We start from the raw sequence: 24,760 nt of genomic DNA on the forward strand, positions 1-24,760 counted from the left end.
CTCTTTTAAGAATTTAATTTGTTGTATCTGGAATTAGAACTGCATCCAAAACATGGATTACTCCATTTACAGCTTGAACGTCAACAGCATCTATTCCAATTCCTGTATTGCCTGATCCATCAGTTACGTCGGCAATATTTCCATTAGTACCCGGTAAGGTTATAGTAAATGTGTCACCTTCCAAAGTAGCTGGGGTAACAGTGTCTCCATTTGGTGTAAGGTCACCTGAGCGTATGTTAGCTGCGGCAATTACATGATGTTGCAGTACGCTGGTCAATAGACCTTCCTCAATATCATCAACCGTGGTCCAATCCATATTGCTGTCAAGCAAAGCTTGGAAAGCCATGTTTGTTGGAGCGAATACGGTGAATGGATCACTTCCGGCACCATCTTGAGCAGAAAGTACGCTTACGAAATCTGTAGCGGGTGTTGCGGTGGTGAGCGCTTCAACTAAAGATGCAAAAGTCGGGTCTGCTGTTGCAAAGGTTACTACCGTTGGTAAATCGATTACAGCATCTACAGCGTGTATCACTCCATTTGTTGCCACAATATCGGCTATGGCCACATTACTTACGCCATTTAAGGTAACACCGTCGTCAGTATTGATATATAAACTTAAGTTTTCATCAGTATCGAATTCTGCTGCTGTGTTGACATACGAATTGCTAAGACCAGAAGAAAATGCAGCGGCTCCAACAACAACATGGTTGGAAAGGATATCGTTCAAATCGTTTCCACTTGGATTGGTAAATGCATCAAAGGCAGCATTAACAGGTGCGAAAACTGTGAAGCTTTCTGCTTCATCGGATAATAAATCTGTGAAAGTCATATTTCCACCATCTGTTAGGGCACTTACTAGAGATGTAAGTCCTGGATTGGCAACAGCATGATCTACAATATTTGGTAAATCAATTACAGCGTCTACGACGTGGACCACCCCATTCAATGCTTTTACATCAGCCATATCTACTGAAGAAACATTGTTGAAGGTTACCCCATCTGATGTATCAAAGAAAATACTCATATTCTGATCTCCAGCTCCAGTGGCCAATGTGTTTGAGTATCCGGAACCGAGAGCTTCCAAATCTGCTTGGAATAGAGCACCATTAATAACATGGTTTAGCAGTACATTGGTCAACACATCAACTGGAATATCACCCAAACTTGCACCATTCAAAAAGGTGTCGAATGCGGCATCCGTAGGAGCCAAAACAGTGAAAGGCCCATCTCCGCGAAGTACATTCGGCAAATCTCCATTTGCAGCTACAAGGGCAGCTACCAAACTTTCCAAATTTTCATTACCAATTGCCAAATCGGTAATGGGTACCAAAATGATATCCGCTAATTCGTCAAGAATAGCCTGAGGAAGCAAAACCTTATTAATGATGTGAACCACACCGTTTGTAGTCTCAACATTTGCTGTAGTGACTTCTGCGCTAACATCCGTAGCATCAGATATGAATACCCCACCTTGGGTTGATACGGTAAGGGTTGTGCCCTGAAGCGTAGCAAGGGTTTGACCATCGCTTAAATCCGTAGATTGAGCAGCAGCACCTACAATAACGTGGTATGTAAGGATAGTTGCCAATAAATTCTGAAGTTCCTCAGTGTTGAAATCATCCAATGAGTCAAAACCATCCAGCTGGGCAAAAAGATCATTAAAAGCAGCATTGGTAGGTGCAAATACCGTGAAAGGCCCATCCCCACTTAAAGCACTAACTAGATCATTGCTGGCGCTTTCATCAGCTTTTTGAAGGGCACTTACCAAGCTGCTAAGGTCTGCAGTTGCTAGTGCGGTTTCTACAATATTACTACCCTCGGGAGGGTTAATTACCACTCCATTATCATCGTTTGAACATGACGATAGAATGAATGTTGCACAAAAAAATGCGATTTGGGACAGTCTAACTAGTGCTTTCATGAGATTGTTTTTAAGAAAATTAATTGTTTAATGTTTGAAAGATATAGTTAAACATAAAAGGTTGCTTTTGTTTAATGTTTTTTGTGAAAAATTTAACAAAATGAATTCTAGGATATCAAACATTAAATGAAAATCCTTTGATTTTAAGTAATTGTAGGGTTCTTTGCTTCGAATTCAATACTTATTCCGTTTACAATACTTGTTATTACTAAGAATTTTATTGTTTAAGTAAATTGTTTATAATTAAAACATAATGCATTAAAACTATTTCTAGGAGTGAAGATTTTTTGCTATCAATCATGGTTTTAAAAGTGTTCAGAAAAGAGCTATTAGTGAAAAGATCACTGTAAGCTTGAATTAAGACGAAGTTGATAATGGTCACTCATGATTACTAACGACTCTTTTGTATTTTTGCACATTGAACGAGTAAGATGAAAAAGGTTGTTATTGGACTTTCGGGAGGTGTGGATTCTAGCGTTGCAGCATATTTACTAAAAGAACAGGGATATGAAGTAATCGGTCTCTTTATGAAAAATTGGCACGACGATTCGGTCATCATTTCCGAAGAGTGCCCATGGGTCGAGGATAGTAACGATGCACTTATTGTTGCTGAGAAGTTGGGTATACCATTTCAAACTGTTGATTTAAGCGCAGAATATAAAGAGCGTATTGTTGATTATATGTTCAATGAATATGAGCGAGGTCGAACCCCAAACCCCGATGTGCTCTGTAATCGGGAGATAAAATTTGATGTCTTTCTTAAAATCGCATTACAATTAGGAGCAGATTATGTGGCAACAGGGCATTATTGCAGAAAGGGGACAATTAGAAATGAAGATGGTAGTGAAACCTATCAGCTGCTGTCAGGGAAGGACCCAAATAAGGATCAATCCTATTTTCTATGTCAACTTTCCCAAGAGCAGTTGTCTAAAACATTGTTTCCGATAGGAGAACTTCTTAAACCGGAGGTAAGAAAGATTGCAGCTGAAAACAATCTGATTACCGCGGATAAAAAAGATTCCCAAGGATTATGCTTTATTGGTAAAGTACATTTACCTGATTTTTTACAACAAAAATTAAAACCAAAAAAGGGTGTCATTGTTGAAGTACCGAATAATGCCCAACAATTTCTGTTAACAACACCGGAGTTTAAAACCAAATCCGAAGAATTGGCTTTTTATGCTGAAAAACCGGAATATTCTTTGGAAGATGGAAAGGTAGTGGGAGAGCACCAAGGAGCACATTATTTCACCAAAGGACAGCGAAAGGGATTAAATGTGGGTGGAACTAAAGAACCATTGTTTGTAATAGATACCGATGTTGAGAAAAACATTATCTATACAGGTCAGGGAAAATCACATCCAGGGTTATTACGGAATACCTTATTCGTAAACAATGATGAATTGCATTGGGTACGGCAAGATTTGGCTTTGAAAACAGGAGAAACGATGGATGTAATGGCACGGATTCGATATAGACAGCCTTTGCAGATTGCTACATTACATAAAGCTGACCATGGTCTTTATGTAGATTTTAAGGAAAAGCAATCTGCAATTACAGAAGGTCAATTTGTTGCATGGTACCAAGGAGACGAATTAATCGGATCTGGAGTGATTTCATAATATGGATGAAAATAGGATTACACAACTTTTCGGAATAGAACACCCCATAATCCAAGGTGGAATGATTTGGACCAGTGGCTGGCGATTGGCCTCGGCAGTTTCCAATGCAGGAGGATTGGGACTATTAGGAGCCGGAAGCATGTATCCCGATGTCCTTCAAGAACACATAGACAAATGTAAAAAGGCAACGAACAAACCTTTTGGTGTGAACATCCCGATGCTCTATCCCAATATCGAGGAGTTGATGGATATTATCGTTGCAAATGGAATCAAAATTGTTTTCACTTCTGCAGGGAACCCCAAAACTTGGACCGAGTTTTTACAAAAAAATGGTATTACGGTGGTTCATGTGGTCAGTAGCGTCAAATTTGCTCTAAAGGCACAGGAGGCAGGAGTGGATGCCATTGTGGCAGAAGGCTTTGAAGCAGGAGGTCATAACGGAAGGGATGAGACTACAACAATGGTTTTGATTCCATCCGTGAAAGAAAAAATCAATATTCCTTTGGTTGCTGCGGGTGGAATAGCCACTGGCAAGGCTATGTTGGCAGCGATGATTTTAGGCGCCGATGGAGTTCAGGTGGGAAGCAGGTTTGCAGCCAGTATAGAGGGTTCATCCCATGATTTGTTTAAAGAGCAGATTGTTTTAGCAAAGGAGGGTGATACGCAATTAACGCTTAAAGAGTTGGCACCTGTTAGACTGTTGAAGAACAAATTCTACAATGATGTACAAAACGCATATGCAAAAGGAGCTTCCGTCGAGGACCTAAAAATTCTTTTGGGAAGAGCAAGAGCCAAAAAGGGTATGTTTGAAGGGGACTTGGAGGAAGGTGAACTTGAAATAGGTCAAGTATCTGGATTAATCCATGATATAAAATCAGCCGAAGAAATTATCAACGATATGATTGAAGAATTTGGTCGGATAAAGAATACACTTAATCGACTGTGAAACAGCGCATAACGGAATTTTGCTACATTTAGCCGACAACATGAGAACACTACTATCAACCTTCCTGGTCCTTATGATCGGTACGCAACTATTTGCTCAAATAGAGCGAGATAAAGCGCTTCATTATTTGGGAGGCAATCTTTTTGGTTTGGTCGGAGCTGGAGTGGCAAAACAAATTTCCGATGGAAATCGAGCGTGGACCTTTGTTGGTGCTGTTGCCGGTGGCGCGTTGATAGGCCTTGGAAAAGAAGCAGTTGATTCCGGTCAAGAAGGGAACCAATGGGATAATGATGATTTGGTGGCGACAATACTTGGTGGTGTCACTGTAGGTGTGACCATTGAAATATTTTCTAAAAAACGCAACAAAAAGAAACCTATGGGGAGCCTTACCACCCAACGTTTGGATTGGAAGGACTTTTCAATAACATCTGGTCCTAACGCAGTACTTACCTTGAGTACAGAGCTTCCTGATTTAACTACCTCAATGAGGTATACCTTTAATCCTTAGAGAAGTCCTCTAGCTTTAATTTCAAGATATTTGTTAATGGTGTTTATGGTCAAATCCTTCGGTTTGGTCAGAATCGTTTGTATACCATATTTCCGAAGTTCGTTCACGATAAGCTTTTTCTCATAAATGAATTTTTCAGCTATGGTCTGTTCAAAAATTTGATGAACTGTTTTAGCATTTTTATCGGCAAACTCATTCAATTCCGTATTCTCAAAAAAGATGACGACCAATAAATGCTGTTTTGCAATGGCCTGTAAATAGGGAAGCTGTCTGTGAAGGGCATCCAATGTCTCAAAATTGGTGTAAAGCAATAACAGACTCCGTTGGTTAAGATTCCGCTTTACATCGATATACAATCTGCTGTAATCACTTTCTATAAAGTTGGTTTCCAGATTATACAATGTTTCGAGAATAAGGTTCATCTGGGAACTCCGGCGTTCCGCCACCACTCGATTTTCAATTTTATCACTAAACGAAAACATTCCTGCCTTGTCATGCTTTTTTAGGGCAATATTACTGATGACCAAAGTTGCATTTATAGCATAATCCAAAAGACTCAACTCATTGAAGGGCATCTTCATTACCCTTCCTTTGTCGATGACCGAGTATACGGGTTGGGATTTTTCATCTTGATATTGATTGACCATCAACTGGTTTTTCTTGGCAGTGGCTTTCCAGTTTATGTTTCGGATATCATCTCCCTGAACATATTCTTTAATTTGCTCAAACTCCATGGTATGTCCAATCCGTCTGATTTTTTTCAGTCCATATTCGTGCAGTCGATTGGTAAAAGCGATTAAGTCGTACTTCTGAAGTTGAAGAAAAGATGGGTATACAGGTACTTCCTGTGATTGGTCAAATGTGTATCTTCTTGAAAGAAAACCAATTGGGGAAATTGCAAAAACGTTGACACTTCCGAAGGAATAGACACCACGCTCGGTCGGTCTGAGTTGATAATCATATCTTTTAGTGCCTCCACTTACGAGTTTACTTTCCAGACCAAAATCCCGTTTCTGAAATTGAAATGGAATTTCATCAATGATTTTTATTTGGGCTTGAAACAAATAAGTGTTTGAAATCTCCAGTTGAATCGGATTTTCATCTCCATTTGAAAACTTATCGGGAAGAATTCTACTTCCTGCTAAGTTTCCTTTGGAGGCAAACAACAGTAAGAAATCAATAATCAAGAAGAGTACAAAAACATAAAATAAAACTTTAATCGCGCCATAAATATCATTGTAAATAAATGATAGCAAAAAGCCCACAATAATGGCGACCAACGAAACAAAAAATCGCTTCTGAAAAAAGGTATGTTTAAATAATCTTTTCAAGGGTTATCTATCTCGGGATTTCAATACTTTCAACAATCTGCTTTACAACTTGTTCAGATGTCAAGCCTTCCATTTCTCGTTCTGGAGTTAGAATGATTCTATGTCCTAATATTGGACCCGCCACTTTTTTAATATCGTCTGGAGTAATAAAATCCCGACCGTTTATGGCTGCCAAGGCCTTGGAAGCATCCATTATGGCAATAGAGGCCCTTGGAGAAGCACCAAGATAAAGATTGGCATTGCTACGTGTATTGTCCACAATAGCGGCTATATACTTTAGCAGATTTTGCTCAACAATGACCTCTTTAATGGTGTCCTGGTATTCAGCAATTTGTTTAGCGGACAGAATACTATTAATCAGATCTTCCGCTTCGGTGTTTTTTTGTTCGTGCTTGCTCTCCAATATTTGGATTTCCTCTTCTAAACTTGGGTATTGTACATTGATTTTAAAAAGAAAACGGTCCAGTTGTGCCTCTGGGAGACGGTACGTTCCCTCTTGTTCAACTGGGTTTTGTGTGGCAAAGACCAAAAAGGGTGGTTGCATGGCATATTCAGTCCCATCCATGGTAATTTGACGTTCGGCCATAGCTTCGAACAAAGCTGCCTGGGTCTTTGCAGGAGCTCGATTTATTTCATCAATCAGAATAATGTTTGAAAACAAAGGACCTTTCTTAAACTCAAACTCAGAAGTTTTTACATTAAAAATGGAGGTGCCCAAAATGTCACTTGGCATCAGGTCAGGGGTAAACTGTATACGACTGAACTCTACATTCATGGTCTTCGCCAGCAGCTTTGCAGTTACTGTTTTGGCAACTCCCGGTACTCCTTCTATTAATGAATGGCCATTGGCCAAAATTGAGATAATCAACAGTTCAATCATATCTTGTTGACCAATGATGACTTTTCCCAGCTCTGACTTTATTTGTGAAACAGCCTCCTGTAATTTGGTAAGATCTACTCTTTGGTTAAACTTCAGGGCATCTCCTTGTGGTTCTTTTTCTTCCATCTGTTATTGCTTAAATGCGGTTATTTTTTTGTTGAGTTCAATACTCTCCTGTTCGGTATGTGATTTTTTGTTTTTTAAATGGATGATATATTCCATTAGTTCCTTTGTTCTTTTGGGTTCTTTACCAGCTTTCGCCGCTAAAACCTGAATGGTTTTTTCGTTCAATTGGCTGGTATCCATAAGGTATCTATTCCGAATATACGCCAGAAAATAGTTGATTTTTTTATGGTTCAAATCTGTAAAATCCTTGTTTTGATGGTAAAGAGAACCCACGGCTTGAGCAAACTCCACCGAAGAATTTTTTAAAGGCTCTATTACAGGTATAATGCGCTGTTCTCGTTTGGCTTTAAAGAAAACAAAAAGCAAGAGTCCTAACATAGTTAGGTAATAGGCCCATTTAAGAGCTGTTTGGTTTAAAACAAATCGCATGGGCGAATTTATTACAACTCGACCTGCTTTTTTGTAGTTGTCCCAGTAAAGAACATCTTGATTCTCTAGATATGACAATGTATGAGATACATAATCCTGATTTCCTTTGAGCATATAATAATTTGAATAGGCCACGGGAGTAGTATTCAAAATAAAATAACCATCTCCAAATTTTGTCTTTATGAAGTTGGGTTTGGTAACTTTTTGAGAAGGTTTGTCATCAATGAAATTATCGACCGTATATGATATGTGTCCTAAAATGGTAGTGTTGGTTGAGTCTACACTTGTAAAGTGGGAATTGAAATTGCCTCGCGACAGCTCATATTTTTGGTCACGGATTTCATTGTTTGTAAATTTTAAAATACTGCTTCCTTCTTCAACACTATAGTCAGAACCAATTTCAACATTTAATGTATCTGATAATTGCCATCCAAAACCGGTAGCAGCAATAAAAACTGTATTTCCCTCGGATACATAATCCAAAATTTGATTGGTTTCCTGTTCATCTAGGTCGACATAATCATTTATGAAAATGTAATTGGAGGTCCGGGAGTCGCCTTTATTGACCAATGCATCATAAACACTTTCTTCAACAGTTTTAATCTCACTTTTGTCAAACATTGTGGATAGCTCGTTGTAAAGCACATAACACCCGAACGGAATTTTATCTACGGCCGTATAAGATGGTCTCCAGTTGATGGGCTTGGGCCGTACAATTTCAGTAACTATGATTCCAAGGACCACAAGGGAGAAAATCGTAATAACTATTTTAGATCGCTTGTCCATGGATTAGTTAATCAGATTATTTAGGGTTGCAAAACGAGAACTGGTTTTGGAATAACCCGTTTCATCAATGTATTGTTCTCCATACCAAATGTACTCGTACAGGTACGATGCTTTTTGAAACTCGGTCTGCAGTTTGACTTCACCAATTTCCTTTTGATAGTCTAGATTGGTTTTTTCAAAATGCCATTCAATAATCTCTTTTTGAGACAATAGCTTTAAAATTTTTAGGAACTGATAACGAACGGCGAGCCTGTAATCCTTGTTCTCAAGAGCTAAGGCCATCAAAGCGTCTAGGTCCACCGTTTCAATATGTTGCTCAGCAAAGTCAACGTCTACAATGGGCTTGGCTTTTTTTGTGAAGATGGCATTGAACTTTTCATTAACGAATATTCGAATCAGAATAAATATGACCAGAAGTCCCATCAAGCCATAAATAATATATTCCAAAATCACCAAGGTTTGAGGTGAAATATCAACTCCAAAAGCACTGCCCAATGATTCTAAAAGCCATTTAAGAAACCGTGCCAATAGGTTTAGCGATTCACCTGTCTTTACCTCATAATTGAATTCGTCACCAGTATATTTTTTGCTCAAATCCTCATCCAGAATGCGGTCTTGCAGCAGGGATTCTTGGTCAACGGGTATTGCAATAGAATCGTTTTGACCAAACGCTATCGTGATACATAAAAGAAAGAATAAAGTAATGCTATGTTTTATCACTAGTTGGACTGTCCTATTTGATCAATTTTACTTCTTGTGTTAATGTTATAGGTTTTCTCGTGAAGGGCATAAAAGAGAATACCATTCACAAATTGGGAAAGACATTGGGCATATACCATCAAAATCAATACTAAACAGCCACCCAAGGTATAGACAATAGTTGATACCACAGAACCTCCCTCAGTGGCGCCACTCTGCACATCATGGAAGACATAAATTCCGATGATTACTGATGGAATTATCAAAATGATAAAAAACAAAAGCCCGTTTAGTAATCCTAAAATGAAATTCACACCAACGGATTTCCAAAAGCTTTTAGTGACCAAATTCCATCCTTCGCCAAAAGCGTCTGTCACACCTTTATTTTCGCTCATCATACTGAAAAAGGAAACTCCTATCCAGGCGGTGATAAAAAATTGGACGATGTATTGTGCAAACATTCCCAATAATGGAATAAAGGCAAAGATTATGGCCGCAATCATAAAGACAAGATAAATCGGAATCAACAGCAAAATGAAAAGTAATGTATTTCCCAATTTACTTTTGGTCAATTCCCAAACCTCTTTCTTATCGAAGGGCATACCTTTTTGTTCATCATATTTTACCAAATAGGATGAGCTGAGGCTAAAGTTGAGACCGGCAACTAGTAGAAAGATTATGATAAACAAAATACTCCCGGCTGCAATGTAAATCCAATAGGTATCTTCATTAGTCGGGGCAGGACCAGTACCAAAAAAGTTGCCCTCTGCAGCGATAAGACCGATGAAACCAGACACCAATAAATAGCTGGTGATGAGCAGGCCTACCAGAAACACGCCATTATAGCTCAAGAAAACATTGGTGAATTTCTTGATGTTCTGTTTTAAAAAGTCAAAATAGACAGTAAGGATGTCACCAAAATCGCGGTTTATCCTCAGTTCAATGTATTTGTCTTTCATATGATCGGTTAACTTTTATTGGGTATAAGATGTAATAAAAAAGTATCAAGAATAAAGATGTTCCTATAATGGAAAACGCTAGCCAGTTGGGCATATTGGAGTAGCGAGTGATGAAACCTTCAATAAAACCGGCAATAATAAAAAATGGTATGGTGCTAACCACTACTTTAAGACCATCTTTCGCGCCTTTCATAAAGGAAACCCTTCGGGAGAATGTCTTTGGAAATAGGATGCTGTTCCCCATAATAAGTCCGGCACAACCTGCTATAATTATCACAGATATTTCTATGGTTCCATGCAACCAAATCTGTTTATTGGCCTCAAAAAAAACCCCTTTAGTGTAAAAAAAGGTGATAAATGCACCAAGCATTACACCATTACTAAACAAAATATAAGCTGTTCCTATGCTGGTAATTACTCCAAAGGCGAAAGCCAAAAAAGCCACACGTATATTATTTATTGTAATTCCCAAAAAAGTACCTATCTCACTTCCACTTTTATATATGGCCGTGGGTTCACCATTTGCGATGTTGTTCAATGTTTCATTTACATAGGCGTCTCCCAAAATTAAACGTACAAATGAAGAATCGTTCAGTGCCGAAATACTGCCTATGGCCGATGCAACCAAAAAAATAAGAAAAGCGATTCCCAATGTGCTATGATATTGCTTAAAGAATAAAGGAAACTCACGTAGCCAGAAATCAATAATCCTATTTCCCGATTCTTTTTTGTTTTTATAAATTTTTTGATGTGCTTGGGACGCCAAGGAGTTCAGATACAATAAAGTCTTACTTTGATCGTAATACGTTTGTGCATATGCAAGGTCGTTGGTCAACTGAATATAACCATCCACTAAGCTATCCGGGTCAGTATTGGAGCCTAAGGAAAGTGCTTTTTCAAAAGCAATCCATTTTTCCTTATTTTGTTTCACAAAGGCGGCCTCGCGCATAAATAAGAATTCGTTAAGCTAAAATTACGGTTATATGGGTAACCTCCAAATCAATACAACGCAAAATGTCAATCTAGATTATAAAATAGTCAGCATTGGCGAAAGAATCGTTGCATTTTTAATTGATGGTTTCATTCTTTGGATGTATGCGTTTTTGGTCAATATTATTATTGATGCGATGGGATATATTTATGAAGATACCTGGACTCAAAGAGGACTGGCCGCACTTATCTTTTTACCGGCGATGTTTTATTCGCTTTTGATGCATAGCATTTTTAATGGCAGAACAGTGGGAAAAATGTTATTGAAAATGAGAGTGGTCCGATTGGATGGGACCCCGGTCCATTGGAGCAACTATTTGGTGCGATGGATGTTGCGGTTAGTGGACATTTGGATATTTTTGGGGTCTATTGGAATACTGTCCATACTTTTCTCTGAACGAAGACAACGGGTTGGAGATGCTGCGGCCGGAACTGTTGTGATCAGCACAAAGAACAAGACCAAGGTTTCCCACACTATCCTGGAAGAAATCAAGGAAGAATATACACCACAGTTTACAAATGTCACACTATTGACAGATAAAGACGTAAGATTGATAAAAGATACTTTTTTGATTGCACGAAGAAGCAACGATTTTAAAACCCTTACCGCCCTGCGAAGCAAAGTTGAGGGCTTATTAAGTATAAAATCGGATTTGTATGATGTACAATTTCTAGATACCGTTTTAAAAGATTACAATTATTACACCCAAAAAATGTAAATATGTTTTATCAGACCATTGACATATTGGGAACCGTTGCATTTGCTCTTTCCGGAGTGCTTGTAGCCATGGAAAAGCGTTTGGATTTATTTGGGGTATTGATCATTGCTTTTGTAACGGCAATTGGAGGAGGAACCTTACGAGATCTACTTATTGGAAATACCCCAGTTGTTTGGATGCGTGATTTAATTTATGTTACAACGATTTTTATCACTGTGGTTTTTGGGATTCTTTTTGTCAATCAACTAAGATATTTAAGAAAATCATTGTTTTTGTTTGACACGATTGGAATCGGGCTGTACACTATGGTTGGCATCGAAAAAGGCATACAAGCAGGTCTTTCGCCAGTTATGTGTGTGGCATTGGGTACAATGACGGCTAGTTTCGGTGGTGTGCTTAGGGATATTTTGTGTAATGAAATCCCGGTGATTTTTAGAAAGGAAATTTATGCAACCGCCTGTATCGCGGGAGGCTTTAGTTATTTTCTTTTTGTGAAACTGCCCATGCCAGAAGACTACGCCTATATGGCCGCTATAATTTTGGTAATTTCACTACGTATTTTGGCTGTGAAGTTGGACATCCGCCTTCCCAATATTTATAAGAAGAAAGCTTAGTTAGAGTACCTCTGCTTTCAAAATATATACATTTTGCCATGGCCAATCTCCGTCGCCTACTGGGACGTTGTTTATGGCATCTACCACATCCATCCCTTCAATGACCCTTCCGAATGGAGTGTAAGAACCATCTAAATGATAAGAGCCAGGTTTAGTAACCACAATAAAGAACTCATAAGGAGAGGCTAGTTTGTGGGGGTTGTTGCGTTCACTGCTAGGCATAGAAATGGTGCCTCTATGGTGCTTGTGTCCTTTTTTCGCATCAGGGGGAAGTAGATATCGACCAATCAACCTTCTTTTTTTAGAAGTTTCTTTATCATCAGAATTTCCACCTTGGATGATAAAATTCTTTACTACTCTATGGAATTGCGTATTGTCAAAATACCCTTTACGCGTTAAATAAATAAAATTGGCTTTATGGTAGGGTACATTGCCGTACAACTCAACAGTAAAAGTTCCCATACTGGTGGTTAATCGTACCTTGTTTTCTTTCACCTCTTTGGCGTAGTTAAAAAAGAAATCAATGGCATTTTCTTCATTAAGTACAAAAACCTCCTCTTTTTGCTCCTCAACAATTTCTTTTTTCTCCGGAATTGAATCTGTCTGAACAACAGAATCTTCAACTTTCGGATTGCTCTTTTTGGGTGATTCTGCACAAGAGACCAGAAAAAATAATAGTATACTTGTAGTTAAAGTAGCTTGTTTTAAAAACATGGATTTTAAGGAATTTTACCAACAGGTTTTAAAAATAAAAAATCTACCACTACCCGGAGAAGATTCACATCATAAAATGTCACCCGCAATGCGTGTGCAATGGTTGAAATCCAACGAGATTCAGAAAATGAACCCGAAAAGGGCAGGAGTAATGGCTCTTTTTTACCCGGATATGGATTTTAACACGAAGCTACTTCTGATTCTCAGAAAGACTTATAATGGGGTACATTCCAATCAAATTGGATTCCCGGGCGGAAAGGTTGAGCCGAAGGATAATGGATTGTTGGAAACTGCATTACGTGAAACACATGAAGAAGTGGGCGTTGCTCCAGATGCTGTTGAGGTTTTAAAGGAGTTGAGTGAGGTTTACATTCCTCCGAGCAATTTTATGGTTAGTCCCTTTATTGGCATCTATCAACAGCCAAAACCTTTTTTGATTCAGGAGACTGAGGTGGAGGCCTTGGTTGAGGTGTTTTTGAAGGATTTTTTGGACAAGTCGAATCACATCGAAGAAAACCTTACAACTTCCTACGCTAAAAATATTAATGTACCGGCCTATAAATTAAATGGTTATACAGTTTGGGGAGCAACTGCAATGATGTTGAGTGAAATCAAAGAACTATTGGAACAGGTGCTTTAGCTGCTATTTTGTAAATTAGCCCGCAAGGCATACTATATGGGGCTGTTTAAGAAAAATCCTTTCGGACATATTTTGTTTTTAAAACGATGGTTAATTCGCGTTGCGGGTTCTATCACGCATCAGCGTTACAAAGGTTTTAATAAGTTGGAAATCGAAGGATCTCAGATTATTCGGGATTTACCGGATGCCAATGTCCTTTTTGTAAGCAATCACCAGACATATTTTGCAGATGTTGTTGCCATGTTCCATGTATTCAATGCCAGTTTGAAAGGAAGGGATGATAATATTAGAAACTTGGGTTATTTATGGAATCCCAAACTGAATATTTATTATGTGGCTGCCAAGGAGACCATGAAGCAAAGTGTCTTGGCAAAAATATTGGCCTATGCAGGCTCCATTAGCATAGAAAGAACTTGGCGTGCAGATGGGCAGGATGTAAATAGACAAGTAAAGTTCAGTGATATAAGTAACATCGCAAAAGCCTTGGATGATGGTTGGGTAATTACCTTTCCACAGGGAACCACAACTCCATGGAAACCTTTACGTAAAGGGACTGCGCATATTATCAAAAGGTATAAACCAGTGGTTGTTCCGGTGGTTATTGATGGTTTTAGACGCTCTTTTGATAAAAAAGGACTACGCGTCAAAAAGAAAGGGATATTGCAATCCATGCATATCAAGCAGCCTTTGGAAATAGATTACGATAACGAATCCATCGATTCTATCTTGGAAAAATTGGAATATGCGATTGAACAACATCCTTCTTTTTTAAAGGTAATCCCAAAAGAAGAATTGGCAGCTTACGAAGCCGAACATCAGAAAAGAAGATATAGTTACAAAGGAGACTAAACCTCCAGTTTCTTTAGATCATTATAATTCTCTTTGAGCTTTTTAAGAAGTATTCCATAAAGCAATTTGTAAAAAAGCCAAATCAACAGGAGTAGCACCGCTATAAAGACTATAGAAATTATAGAGACCATTATCCAAAAAGTTATTTCATTTACATCTTGTAGCGCTGATTCAATTATTTTCTTTCCTTCGGGACCATATACAAGCACCCCATAAATGCTTATTAACATGGTGATGGTGAAAATTATAAGGTTAAACCAAACGTAGTGAGTAACGGTTTTTTTGACTTTAAGGATAGCACCCATCAACTTTTTGGAAGAATCAGTAAAAGAGATTTTTCTATAGTTCTTATAAAAACTAAAAATGAAGTAGAGAATTACACCATAATTGACAATGTTCAATACCATCATCACATTGTAAATGTGCATTGCCTTAAGTTCTTGCATGGAATTTGGGTCGCTAAAAATAATGTTTATCCCTGCCCAGAAAACAAATTCAATAATACTGATATAAAATATCCATTTGACTATGGAAGATGATTTTTTCCAAATCATCTTATATATTTCATCGTAGGACAGTTTAGGAAGGTGTTCACCCTTTTTCTGCCAGTCCTTTTTCAAGAGTTCCAGTTCATCCACCATGCTTAAGGATTTAATATGGTTCTTAATTTATTTTTTACTCTATTCATTTTCACTCGAGCATTTACCTCGGTTATACCCAAGGTTTCTGATATTTCAGAGTAATCTTTATTCTCTAAATACAAAAAGACCAAGGCCTTATCAATATCGCCCAATTGCTTTATAGCATTGTACATGAGCTTCAATTGCTTTTCTTCGGTATCATCGTATTCGTCGGTCTTAATCTTAAAAATTACCGAATCATAGTCTTGTGTCTGCACCCTTTTCTTGGATTTTCGGTATAGGGTGATAGCCGTGTTTAGGGCTACCCTGTACATCCAGGTACTGAACTTGGCATCTCCTCGAAACTTCGGATACGCTTTCCACAATTGTATAGTAATCTCCTGAAACAAATCGTTGTGTGCATCCCGATTATTGGTATACAGACTGCATACTTTATGAACAATATTCTGATTGCTCTCAAGCTCCGTCACAAAACGATGTTCAAGTTCTTTATTCACTATGGTTGGTAAGTTTGCTGTATAGGTATTAAGAAATTGACTTTTGTTACAGCATTTTTGGCAATACTTTTATTTTCTATAGTCCAAAGCAGGAGGCCTGTCCCCAAGAAGAGGAATGTATTTAAAATCTTTTCCCCTGCGTTTTTCAAGCTCCAACTTAGCTTCTTCCACTATTTTAGGATTCTTAAATATGTTCATAGCAGTAAGGGTTATTGCCTTTGCCGCGACCATCATGCCTTTTGTGCCAATGGAAGTTCCTCCAGCGGCAACGGCCTGCCAGCTATGAGCGGGTGTTCCTGGAACCCAAGTTGCCGCACTCAAGCCGACCGTGGGTACTGCAAAACTTACATCCCCAACATCTGTGGAACCATAGGCTCTGGCGGTTTCTTTATAAGGTTGAATACCTGTGGCTTTTTCAATAGCCAACTTATCATAACCAAAACTTGTGGAAATTTTTTCTGCAAAAGCTTTTTCTTCATCCGAATATGTTATACCGCCTACTTTCGATAGATTGTCATGCATTAATTTTTGAAGCACCAAGTTGGGTAGAAGCTCATGTGTTCCACCGATCATTTCGTAATCCATAGTGGTCCCGGTTCCCAAAGCGGCGCCTTCCGCAGCTTTTACCATACGGTCAAAAATATCAATGACCACATCTCTTTGATTGTGTCGGGCATAATAATATACTTCGGCAAAGTTGGGGACAACGTTGGGGGCTTTTCCTCCATCAGTGATAACGTAATGGATTCTAGCCTCTTGCGGAATATGCTCTCGCATCATGTTTATCATGGCATTCATGGCCTCTACACCATCTAAAGCGGAACGTCCCATTTGTGGTGCTCCTGCAGCGTGGGCTGATGTCCCATAAAATCGAAACTTCGCTGATTTATTGGCCAAAGCCGCGCCGGCACTGGCTGCGTTTTGCGACCCAGGGTGCCAATGTAGTGCAATATCAACGTCGTTAAAAAGTCCTTCCCGGACCATATAAACCTTCCCTGACCCTCCTTCTTCCGCAGGACATCCATAGAATCTGATTGTGCCTTGGATTTTATTGGTAGCCATCCAATCCTTAACTGCAATGGCCGAAGCCGTAGAAGCAGTCCCAAAAAGATGGTGTCCACATGCATGCCCCGCAGCTTTACCCGCTGATTTTTTTTCAGCCACCGCCTGTTGTGACAAACCTGGTAAAGCATCGTATTCTCCCAAGATGGCAATTACAGGAGACCCCGAGCCATATTCTGCTATAAAAGCGGTTGGAATCCCGGCAACTCCCTTTTTAATGGAAAATCCGGCATCTGAAAGCGTTTCTTGTAAAAGCGCTGAACTTTTTTCTTCCAAATAACCCATTTCGGCAAGGTTCCAAATCTGATGTGCAATGTCTCCGTATTGCTCTGTTTTGGAACTTAAGTTAGCAAGCACAGCTTTCTCATCCTTTTGAGAAAAACCCATTAGGGGAGATAGTACGATAATCCAAATAAAAAGGTGTGTGAGTCTCATTTCAGTTTGTTTTGTTAGTCAGGTTAAATATACTAAAAAAGGAGGCCTAAAGTCCTTTTTCCAGCATGGGAATGCGTAAATTTGTATACATGTCGAGCATGAATATTCCACAATCAAGTCTTCCCCGAATCGTCATCGTTGGCGGTGGTTTTGGAGGCATAGCATTAGCTAAAAAATTGTCCAAAAAAGAAATTCAGGTAGTTCTTCTGGACAAACATAACTACCATACCTTTCAACCCTTATTGTATCAAGTTTCCACTGGTGGATTGGAGCCGGATTCCATAGCGTATCCGATTCGTAAAGTACTACAGGGTTACCCAAATTTTTACTTTCGGTTGGCAGAAGTACTTCAGGTGGATACTGAAAATAGACGGTTGACAACCAATATTGGGGATATTGGCTTTGATTATTTGGTAATCGCAACGGGTTCAAAAACAAATTTTTTCGGAAATAAGAATATCGAAGAAAAAGGAATGGCCATGAAAACCATTCCACAGTCCCTGAACCTTAGGAGCTTGATTCTCCAGAATTTTGAACAAGCCTTATTGACTGATGACCTTCATGAAAGAGATGCCCTAATGAATTTTGTAATTGTAGGAGGAGGGCCTACCGGAGTTGAATTGGCAGGTGCATTGGCTGAAATAAAGAAAGGAATTTTACCCAAGGACTACCCCGACTTGGATACACGAAGAGCGCAAATCAATTTGGTACAAGGAAGTGATAGAATTCTTCCGGCGATGAGCGAGATTGCCTCGAGTAAGGCAGAGCGGTTTTTAGAAAAGTTGGGCGTGCATGTTTGGAAAGATATTAGAGTTATGGATTATGATGGAAAACATGTAACCACTGATGGGGATATCTCTTTTGAGTCTGCCACTTTGGTATGGGCAGCTGGTGTTCAAGCGGTCTGTCTGGATGGGTTGAACGCCAAAGAAATACTTTGCAGAGGGAATCGATTGAAGGTAAATCAATTTAACCAAGTTGATGGATTTAAGGAGATTTTTGCAGTAGGCGATGTTGCACAAATGGAAACTGAAGTCTTCCCGCATGGACATCCCATGATGGCACAGCCCGCTATTCAGCAAGGTGAGAATTTAGGAGAAAATCTAATCCGATTGATAGAGGATAAACCTTTAAAACCTTTTAAATACCATGACAAAGGGAGCATGGCAACTGTCGGTAGAAACAAAGCCGTCTGTGACTTACCAAGGTTCAAGTTTCAAGGAGTTTTTGCATGGTTTGTTTGGATGTTTGTCCATCTGTACTTTTTAATTGGTTTTAGAAATCGGGTAGTGGTTTTTATCAATTGGGTTTACAATTATATCCGATTTGACCGGGAGGCGAGACTCATTATCAGACCGTATAAAAGGAATACTAGCGTTTCCAAAGAAACAGAAACTGTTGTCTAAACAATCGGGATATATTTATTTTCTTGGGTGATAAGCATGTAAAACATCGGTAAGATGTTTGCGGTTTACATGCATATAAATTTCGGTAGTGGTAATGCTCGAATGCCCCAACATTTGTTGAATGGCCCTTAAATCAGCACCATTTTCCAAGAGGTGCGTTGCAAAAGAGTGCCTGAACGTATGGGGGCTTATATTTTTTTTCTGCCCGATTTTTTCGGCTAAACGCTTTATTATCGTAAAAATCATTGCCCGAGTCAATTGTTTTCCCCTTCTATTCAAAAAAAGAAAGTCCAAATGCTCTTTTTGAACAGGTATATGCACTCGAATTTCATTTTTGTAAATATTGATGTATTTCTTGTTCACGGCACTTATCGGGACAAAACGCTGCTTATTCCCCTTTCCGGTTACTTTTATAAAATCCTCATCAAAGAAAAGGTCGGAAAGCTTTAGATTAATCAGTTCAGATACCCGAAGCCCACAGCCATATAAAGTTTCCAAAATGGCTCGATTACGTTCTCCCTCTGGTTTTGAAAGGTCTATGGCTTCGATAAGAGCATTGATTTCTTGAATGGACAGCGTGTCGGGTAATTTTCTACCAATTTTTGGGGTTTCGACCAAATCCATGGGATTGTCTTGCCGATAATCCTCAAAAACCAGATAACCGAAAAAGCCTTTAAGGGCGGAAATGGTTCGCGCTTGAGAACGTGGATTAACGGTTTTAGCAATGGAATAAATAAACTCTTGTATTGTCTCTTGTTGAATTTGAATCGGGGAAGCTACGATTTCATGTAAATCAAGGTAATCCATGAGCTTTTGTAAGTCCAAAGAATAACTGGAAATAGAATTATCGGAAAGTCCGCGCTCTATTTTCAAATAATGCTGATAATCCTGTAAGGCCTGCTTCCAGTTCATTGGTTAAAGATAATTACAAATAAATAGTATTGACGCTACCTCCTTTTTCGATTTTAACACTTGAAGTTTTTTGGATACTTTTTTTGGCAAGACTGCGTTTTAACATTCTAAAAAACCTTTGACCAAACATGAAAACAATCATTACAACAAGTATTTTTTTGTTCTTTGTAGCTTTTTCAACCCATTCACAAGTAGATCGAAGCAATTTTAAAGCAGGCTTGAATGCCGGTATACCTGTCGGTGATGCCGCGAATTTATCCAGTTTCAGCCTTGGGTTGGACCTTGCCTGTCACTGGGGTGTTTCTGAATTATTGGATGTGGGTGTTGCAACGGGATTTGTAAACGCTTTTGGGGAAACAATTAACGAATCACAGGGTGGAGTTACGATTTCAGGTGAATTCGAAGATTTTCAATTTGTGCCTGTAGCCGCTTCCTTTAGATTATATCCAACGTACCAATTTAAGTTGGGAGTTGATGGTGGTTATGCCTTTGGAACCACTGAAGGTTTGGAAGGAGGATTGTATTATCGTCCTGTAGTTGGCTATAATATCACGGGAAATACAGAATTGAACGTTTCCTATATGGTTGTCGAAGATGATTTTTCCTTTTCTATAGCATCGATAGGAATATTATTCTTGTTTTAATTAGATAAGAAGAGAAGACCACAAAATATAAACTTATGGAAGGGACGGATTTTTCCGTCCTTTTCTTTTTGTTGTATTTTTGAGCGTATGAAACTGATGATAATCAACGGACCGAACCTAAACCTTCTGGGCAAACGCGAACCTGAGGTTTATGGAAACACCACTTTCGAAGAATACTTTTCTGAATTGCAGGCAAAGTTCCCTCAAGTCCAAATGGGGTATTTTCAATCCAATATCGAAGGGGAGTTGATAGATAAGATCCAAGAAGTTGGGTTCGAGTATGATGGTATTGTCCTAAATGCGGCATCTTACACCCATACTTCTGTAGGTATTGGAGATGCTGTAAAGGCGGTAGACGCTCCCGTCGTTGAGGTCCATATATCAAATACCCACAAGCGGGAAGATTTTAGACATGTTTCTTACATTTCTTCGGGAGCGAAGGGTGTAATATTGGGATTTGGTCTTCAAAGTTATGATCTGGCCATTAAAAGCTTTTTGTAATTACCGGACCTTGGGTAATTGTCTTTGAGAACTGATAAGGGCATATTTTTCGTATCACAAACAACCCCAATTTCTATCGGGATGCAGTCTTGTTGAGAATTGATTAAGCGTCTTTTAAGTATTTCTTATCAGCATAAAAGGTTCCAAAAGGCAATAAAGAGGCCGCAAAGAGTACCAGAAAGCGCTTAATGCTCCATTTGTATTGCCAACAAAATAGCAAAGCGATCAAGCCATACGCTATGAAAAGCCCTCCGTGGATGTATCCAACAACTTTGTTGGGCTCCAAGATATTGGCCCAATATTTCAGGGGCATGGTAAATCCGAATAAGAGGAGATAGGATATTCCCTCTAAAATTGCTGTGATTCTAAATAGTTTAAGCATCAGGCAAATAGAATTAAGAACAACAAAGGAAATAGAACACCGGCTAAGGCCAATTTCCAGCCTCGTTTACTGAAACTATTCTTTCCTTTGGTAATGAATAGTCCCGTAAAAGCAATTACCAACATGGCGGCGCCGAAAATATCAGAGTACCAAATCCAAAAACTGTTTGTACTCTTATGCAAAAACATGGTATGACCAATCACGGGAACTTTTCTTTTGTATTCCAAGAAAGCTTTTCCTGTTTTGGTATTGATATCGAGCGTAATGTTGCGTTTAAAACTAACACGAAGCTCTTCTCCCCGGATTCTATGACCATCATATTTATCTTGCAAATCCCATTTTTCAGCAATGGATCTGATAAACTCTTCGGAGTCCAGACTCTTGGGATTATCAGGCAACGCTATTTGAACCTCTTCAGTATCATAAGCATAATCCATGGGGTACCAATCCTGCCTATGATTCAAAATAATACCTGAAAAAGAGAAAGCTATAATGAGGCCAATGTAAAAATATGCAATATCCCTATGGATATTTCTGTTGTTCCATTTCATGAAAAAATGTTCTTACAGATGGATTACTTCATCATAAGCATCCGCAACAGCTTCCATTACCGCCTCGCTCATTGTAGGATGGGGGTGAACCGCTTTTAGAACTTCATGCCCTGTTGTTTCCAATTTTCTTGCAACAACAGCTTCCGCAATCATATCCGTTACACCTACGCCAATCATATGGCAGCCGAGCCACTCTCCGTATTTGGCATCGAAAATCACTTTGACGAATCCATCCGGAGTGCCCGAAGCCTTTGCTTTTCCACTGGCGGAAAATGGAAATTTACCCACTTTTATGTCATAGCCTTGTTCTTTGGCCTGTTTCTCTGTTAGACCAACGGAGGCAACTTCCGGTACACAATAGGTACACCCTGGAATATTTCCGTAATCCAATGCCTCCACATGCATTCCTGCAATTTTTTCAACACAAAGAATACCTTCGGCCGAAGCAACGTGGGCCAATGCTTGTCCTGGAGTTACATCACCAATGGCGTAGTATCCTGGAATGTTGGTTTGGTAGTAATCGTTGACCAAAATTTTATCCCGGTCTACGGCGATTCCTACGTCTTCCAACCCGATATTTTCAATGTTGGTCTTGATACCTACAGCTGAAAGTACAATATCAGCTTCCAATACCTCTTCGCCTTTAGCAGTTTTGATGGTGGCCTTAACTCCCTCACCCGAGGTATCAACATGCGTTACTTCCGCAGAGGTTTTAATTTTCACACCTGCCTTTTTGAAGCTTCGTTCCAATTGTTTGGATACATCTTCGTCTTCAACAGGAACAATGTTAGGTAAATACTCTACAACGGTTACTTCGGTTCCCATGGAATTGTAGAAATAGGCAAATTCAATCCCGATGGCACCACTACCTACAACAATCATTTTTTTAGGTTGCTTATCCAAAGACATCGCTTCGCGGTATCCAATGACCTTTTTTCCATCTTGTGGAAGACTTGGCAATTCACGACTTCTCGCTCCCGTTGCTATAATAATGTGATCAGCTGTATATTCAGCAGGATCTCCATGTTCTCCTTTTACAACTACTTTTTTACCGGGTTGTACCTTCCCATAGCCTTGAAGAACCTCAATCTTATTTTTTTTCATCAAAAATTGAACGCCCTTGCTCATGCCACCGGCAACATCTCGACTTCTTTTAACTACTGCATCAAAATCGTGTTCTACTTTTTTGGCGCTCAAACCGTAATCTTCAGCATGCTTTAAATATTCAAAAACCTGAGCGGACTTTAATAGTGCTTTGGTTGGGATACATCCCCAGTTTAAACATACACCTCCCAAACTTTCCTTTTCCACAATTGCAGTTTTGAATCCAAGTTGTGAAGCCCTAATAGCCGTTACATATCCGCCGGGACCACTACCCAAAACAATTACATCGAAGTTGCTCATTAGTTTTTGATTTTTTGCTGTTAAAAATGAAGTGCAAAAGTACGGAATTCGGACGCCATTTACCAAGGTTTGGCTATGCAGAATTGGAACTGCCGAACATCTTTTTGTTGAAATCCTTTGAACCTCCTTTGGGAATTGATAGTGAGACCCAATCGCTTCCCTTGATCATTCTGCCAACAAATACAATTTGCCCCACATGACCGGCGTAGTGGGCCAGTTGACGGTTAACAGCTTCAATAATAGTATGTTGTTCTGACCTTATATTGACTTTTGTATCAAAATTGGAAGCATTGATGCTTTCTAATGCATTAAAGAGACAGTTCCAACCTTTTTCCCAAGCGATAAGCATTTCTGCTTTAGATTGATACTCCCCTTCAAATTCCATATCACGATTACGCCAATTTTTTTCGCCATCTTCAGTTAAAAAATTGGTCCAGCGGCTGAGCATATTGCCAACCATGTGCTTTACAATGATAGAAATTGAGTTATCGGTATCTTTAAGTTTCCACAGGATTTCTTTGTCAGAAAGCTGGTCAAATGTCTTATCGCCCATCGTTTTGTACCGACGGAACTCAAACAAAACACTTTTAATGTAGTTTTCGTGAAAACTCATTCTTTTTCTGGGTCAAAACCAATACTTATAGAGTTTATGCAATATCGCTGACCAGTAGTTTCTCTAGGGCCATCATTAAAAACATGTCCCAAATGACCGCCACAGTTGGCACATACGGTTTCCGTCCGAATCATACCATGTGAGGTGTCCCTGATGTATTCAATAGCTCCTTCCACAGCTTGATCAAATGAAGGCCACCCACAACCACTTTCAAACTTATGTTCACTTTCAAATAGTTTTGAGTTGCAGGCTTTACAATGATAATCCCCATTTTCGAAATGAAGGTCGTACTGTCCGGTATGCGGCCTTTCCGTACCTTTTTGACGAAGCACAAAATATTCTTCTGGTGAGAGTTTTTCCCTCCACTCTGCTTCGGTTTTCTCGATATCGTATTTTTTGTCCATGGTTGGATGTTGTTATTTGGAGTCAGGAATAAAATCTAGGGCGACACCATTGATACAGTGTCTTTTTCCAGTGGTATTCCCGGGGCCATCATTAAATACATGACCCAGATGCCCACCGCAGGTGGCGCAATGTTCCTCGGTTCTTGGATATCCTATTTTATAATCGACATCATAAGCTACATTACCTTCGATTTCTCTGTCGAAACTTGGCCAGCCAGTGCCGGAATCAAATTTGTATTCACTTCTAAATAGGGGGGTAGCGCAAGCAGCACAAACATAGGTGCCTTTTTCTTTATTATCGAGCAAATCACTTGTAAAAGCATTTTCGGTAGCAGCCTTTCGAAGCACATAATATTCCATGTCGGTAAGTTCTGCTTTCCATTGCGCATCGGTTTTTGTGATAGCATAGGCAATTTCCGATTCTTTTTCATTAGATGTTTGCTTGTCTTCCTGAGACACTCCTTTGCATCCTGAAAGAATTAAAACAAAGACTAAAAGCAAATTTTTTCCCATGATATTCTTTTTCTCAAAATAGACGCTTTTTTTAGCTGTTCCTTTCAAAAATAAGGTAAAAA

At 39.2% G+C, this 24,760-nt stretch carries 28 protein-coding genes; 10 read left to right on the forward strand and 18 right to left on the reverse strand.

What is annotated here, in order from left to right:
* Positions 1-13: 13 nt before the first annotated feature.
* Positions 14-1,921, reverse strand: a complete 1,908-nt coding sequence (locus ACOKFG_RS08925; RefSeq protein ID WP_298793580.1) for a fasciclin domain-containing protein — start codon at positions 1,919-1,921, stop codon at positions 14-16.
* 431 nt (positions 1,922-2,352) lie between these two features.
* Between ACOKFG_RS08925 and mnmA the strand changes: the two genes are divergently transcribed.
* The 3 genes from mnmA to ACOKFG_RS08940 are packed head-to-tail and all read left to right on the forward strand — an operon-like array spanning position 2,353 to position 4,997.
* A complete protein-coding gene (gene mnmA / locus ACOKFG_RS08930; protein ID WP_298793581.1) occupies positions 2,353-3,543 on the forward strand; it encodes a tRNA 2-thiouridine(34) synthase MnmA in 1,191 nt (396 codons plus the stop codon).
* Between the two features lies 1 nt (position 3,544).
* Positions 3,545-4,489 carry a nitronate monooxygenase gene (locus ACOKFG_RS08935; protein WP_298793582.1) on the forward strand — a complete coding sequence of 315 codons (945 nt, stop codon included), beginning with the start codon at positions 3,545-3,547 and terminating at the stop codon, positions 4,487-4,489.
* A 40-nt stretch (positions 4,490-4,529) separates the two neighbouring features.
* Positions 4,530-4,997 carry a hypothetical protein gene (locus tag ACOKFG_RS08940; protein ID WP_298793583.1) on the forward strand — a complete coding sequence of 156 codons (468 nt, stop codon included), beginning with the start codon at positions 4,530-4,532 and terminating at the stop codon, positions 4,995-4,997.
* Here ACOKFG_RS08940 and ACOKFG_RS08945 read toward each other — a convergent pair.
* The 6 genes from ACOKFG_RS08945 to ACOKFG_RS08970 are packed head-to-tail and all read right to left on the reverse strand — an operon-like array spanning position 4,994 to position 11,156.
* Entirely contained in the window at positions 4,994-6,328 is a 1,335-nt protein-coding gene (locus ACOKFG_RS08945) for a DUF58 domain-containing protein (protein WP_422861095.1), read from the reverse strand. The genes ACOKFG_RS08940 and ACOKFG_RS08945 overlap by 4 nt on opposite strands.
* A 7-nt stretch (positions 6,329-6,335) precedes the next feature.
* The gene (locus tag ACOKFG_RS08950; RefSeq protein ID WP_299172097.1) at positions 6,336-7,334 is read right to left on the reverse strand and encodes an AAA family ATPase; all 999 of its coding nucleotides are present in this window, start codon (positions 7,332-7,334) and stop codon (positions 6,336-6,338) included.
* 3 nt (positions 7,335-7,337) lie between these two features.
* Entirely contained in the window at positions 7,338-8,549 is a 1,212-nt protein-coding gene (locus ACOKFG_RS08955; RefSeq protein ID WP_422861096.1) for a DUF4350 domain-containing protein, read from the reverse strand.
* A gap of 3 nt (positions 8,550-8,552) precedes the next feature.
* Positions 8,553-9,269, reverse strand: coding sequence for a hypothetical protein (locus ACOKFG_RS08960; RefSeq protein WP_298793587.1), 717 nt, complete (start codon positions 9,267-9,269; stop codon positions 8,553-8,555).
* On the reverse strand, positions 9,269-10,207 hold the full coding sequence (locus ACOKFG_RS08965; protein ID WP_298793588.1) for a hypothetical protein: 939 nt from the start codon (positions 10,205-10,207) through the stop codon (positions 9,269-9,271). The genes ACOKFG_RS08960 and ACOKFG_RS08965 overlap by 1 nt, the downstream gene beginning before the upstream one ends.
* Entirely contained in the window at positions 10,188-11,156 is a 969-nt protein-coding gene (locus ACOKFG_RS08970) for a stage II sporulation protein M (protein WP_299484750.1), read from the reverse strand. The genes ACOKFG_RS08965 and ACOKFG_RS08970 overlap by 20 nt, the downstream gene beginning before the upstream one ends.
* A 34-nt stretch (positions 11,157-11,190) precedes the next feature.
* Here ACOKFG_RS08970 and ACOKFG_RS08975 point away from each other — a divergent pair, with 34 nt between their 5' ends.
* Together ACOKFG_RS08975 and ACOKFG_RS08980 are read left to right on the forward strand one after the other, a co-directional pair.
* Positions 11,191-11,916 carry an RDD family protein gene (locus ACOKFG_RS08975; protein WP_299484753.1) on the forward strand — a complete coding sequence of 242 codons (726 nt, stop codon included), beginning with the start codon at positions 11,191-11,193 and terminating at the stop codon, positions 11,914-11,916.
* A 2-nt stretch (positions 11,917-11,918) separates the two neighbouring features.
* On the forward strand, positions 11,919-12,530 hold the full coding sequence (locus ACOKFG_RS08980) for a trimeric intracellular cation channel family protein (protein WP_422861097.1): 612 nt from the start codon (positions 11,919-11,921) through the stop codon (positions 12,528-12,530).
* Here ACOKFG_RS08980 and ACOKFG_RS08985 read toward each other — a convergent pair whose 3' ends face one another.
* Positions 12,531-13,244, reverse strand: coding sequence for a peptidylprolyl isomerase (locus tag ACOKFG_RS08985; RefSeq protein WP_298793592.1), 714 nt, complete (start codon positions 13,242-13,244; stop codon positions 12,531-12,533). It abuts the gene before it with no gap.
* Here ACOKFG_RS08985 and ACOKFG_RS08990 point away from each other — a divergent pair.
* On the forward strand, positions 13,243-13,884 hold the full coding sequence (locus ACOKFG_RS08990) for an NUDIX hydrolase (RefSeq protein ID WP_298793593.1): 642 nt from the start codon (positions 13,243-13,245) through the stop codon (positions 13,882-13,884). The genes ACOKFG_RS08985 and ACOKFG_RS08990 overlap by 2 nt on opposite strands.
* Before the next feature lie 36 nt (positions 13,885-13,920).
* Positions 13,921-14,733, forward strand: coding sequence for a lysophospholipid acyltransferase family protein (locus ACOKFG_RS08995; RefSeq protein ID WP_298793594.1), 813 nt, complete (start codon positions 13,921-13,923; stop codon positions 14,731-14,733).
* On the opposite strand, the gene ACOKFG_RS09000 is transcribed toward ACOKFG_RS08995, so the two are convergent.
* The 3 genes from ACOKFG_RS09000 to ACOKFG_RS09010 form a co-directional block, all read right to left on the reverse strand.
* Positions 14,730-15,374, reverse strand: a complete 645-nt coding sequence (locus ACOKFG_RS09000) for a hypothetical protein (RefSeq protein ID WP_422861098.1) — start codon at positions 15,372-15,374, stop codon at positions 14,730-14,732. The two genes, ACOKFG_RS08995 and ACOKFG_RS09000, sit on opposite strands and share 4 nt — an antisense overlap.
* Positions 15,375-15,376: 2 nt before the next feature.
* Positions 15,377-15,871 carry a sigma-70 family RNA polymerase sigma factor gene (locus tag ACOKFG_RS09005; RefSeq protein ID WP_298793596.1) on the reverse strand — a complete coding sequence of 165 codons (495 nt, stop codon included), beginning with the start codon at positions 15,869-15,871 and terminating at the stop codon, positions 15,377-15,379.
* 69 nt (positions 15,872-15,940) lie between these two features.
* Complete coding sequence (locus ACOKFG_RS09010) at positions 15,941-17,320, reverse strand: amidohydrolase (RefSeq protein ID WP_422862186.1); 1,380 nt, start codon at positions 17,318-17,320, stop codon at positions 15,941-15,943.
* A 146-nt stretch (positions 17,321-17,466) separates the two neighbouring features.
* Here ACOKFG_RS09010 and ACOKFG_RS09015 point away from each other — a divergent pair, with 146 nt between their 5' ends.
* A complete protein-coding gene (locus ACOKFG_RS09015) occupies positions 17,467-18,774 on the forward strand; it encodes an NAD(P)/FAD-dependent oxidoreductase (RefSeq protein WP_298793849.1) in 1,308 nt (435 codons plus the stop codon).
* Between the two features lie 15 nt (positions 18,775-18,789).
* Here ACOKFG_RS09015 and xerD read toward each other — a convergent pair whose 3' ends face one another.
* The gene (xerD, locus tag ACOKFG_RS09020) at positions 18,790-19,686 is read right to left on the reverse strand and encodes a site-specific tyrosine recombinase XerD (RefSeq protein ID WP_298793598.1); all 897 of its coding nucleotides are present in this window, start codon (positions 19,684-19,686) and stop codon (positions 18,790-18,792) included.
* Between the two features lie 128 nt (positions 19,687-19,814).
* On the opposite strand from xerD, the gene ACOKFG_RS09025 reads away from it, so the two are divergent.
* Positions 19,815-20,330: a hypothetical protein gene (locus ACOKFG_RS09025; RefSeq protein WP_298793599.1), complete on the forward strand. Its 516-nt coding sequence runs from the start codon at positions 19,815-19,817 to the stop codon at positions 20,328-20,330.
* A gap of 87 nt (positions 20,331-20,417) precedes the next feature.
* The gene (gene aroQ / locus ACOKFG_RS09030) at positions 20,418-20,831 is read left to right on the forward strand and encodes a type II 3-dehydroquinate dehydratase (RefSeq protein WP_298793600.1); all 414 of its coding nucleotides are present in this window, start codon (positions 20,418-20,420) and stop codon (positions 20,829-20,831) included.
* Between the two features lie 103 nt (positions 20,832-20,934).
* On the opposite strand, the gene ACOKFG_RS09035 is transcribed toward aroQ, so the two are convergent.
* The 6 genes from ACOKFG_RS09035 to msrB (ACOKFG_RS09060) all read right to left on the reverse strand — a co-directional run bounded on the left by ACOKFG_RS09035 (position 20,935) and on the right by msrB (ACOKFG_RS09060) (position 24,698).
* Positions 20,935-21,213 (reverse strand): DUF3817 domain-containing protein, encoded by a 279-nt coding sequence (locus ACOKFG_RS09035; RefSeq protein ID WP_298793601.1) that lies wholly within the window; start codon positions 21,211-21,213, stop codon positions 20,935-20,937.
* A complete protein-coding gene (locus ACOKFG_RS09040) occupies positions 21,213-21,764 on the reverse strand; it encodes a PepSY-associated TM helix domain-containing protein (protein ID WP_422861099.1) in 552 nt (183 codons plus the stop codon). The genes ACOKFG_RS09035 and ACOKFG_RS09040 overlap by 1 nt, the downstream gene beginning before the upstream one ends.
* A gap of 12 nt (positions 21,765-21,776) precedes the next feature.
* Positions 21,777-23,168, reverse strand: a complete 1,392-nt coding sequence (gene lpdA / locus ACOKFG_RS09045; RefSeq protein WP_298793603.1) for a dihydrolipoyl dehydrogenase — start codon at positions 23,166-23,168, stop codon at positions 21,777-21,779.
* A gap of 73 nt (positions 23,169-23,241) precedes the next feature.
* On the reverse strand, positions 23,242-23,781 hold the full coding sequence (locus ACOKFG_RS09050; RefSeq protein WP_298793604.1) for a DUF1572 family protein: 540 nt from the start codon (positions 23,779-23,781) through the stop codon (positions 23,242-23,244).
* Positions 23,778-24,185, reverse strand: coding sequence for a peptide-methionine (R)-S-oxide reductase MsrB (gene msrB / locus ACOKFG_RS09055; protein WP_298793605.1), 408 nt, complete (start codon positions 24,183-24,185; stop codon positions 23,778-23,780). Before msrB (ACOKFG_RS09055) ends, ACOKFG_RS09050 begins: the two co-directional genes overlap by 4 nt.
* A gap of 12 nt (positions 24,186-24,197) precedes the next feature.
* Entirely contained in the window at positions 24,198-24,698 is a 501-nt protein-coding gene (gene msrB, locus ACOKFG_RS09060) for a peptide-methionine (R)-S-oxide reductase MsrB (protein WP_298793606.1), read from the reverse strand.
* Positions 24,699-24,760: the final 62 nt, after the last annotated feature.

The organism is Flagellimonas rhodophyticola, assembly GCF_049332665.1.
Taxonomy (GTDB): Bacteria; Bacteroidota; Bacteroidia; order Flavobacteriales; family Flavobacteriaceae; genus Flagellimonas.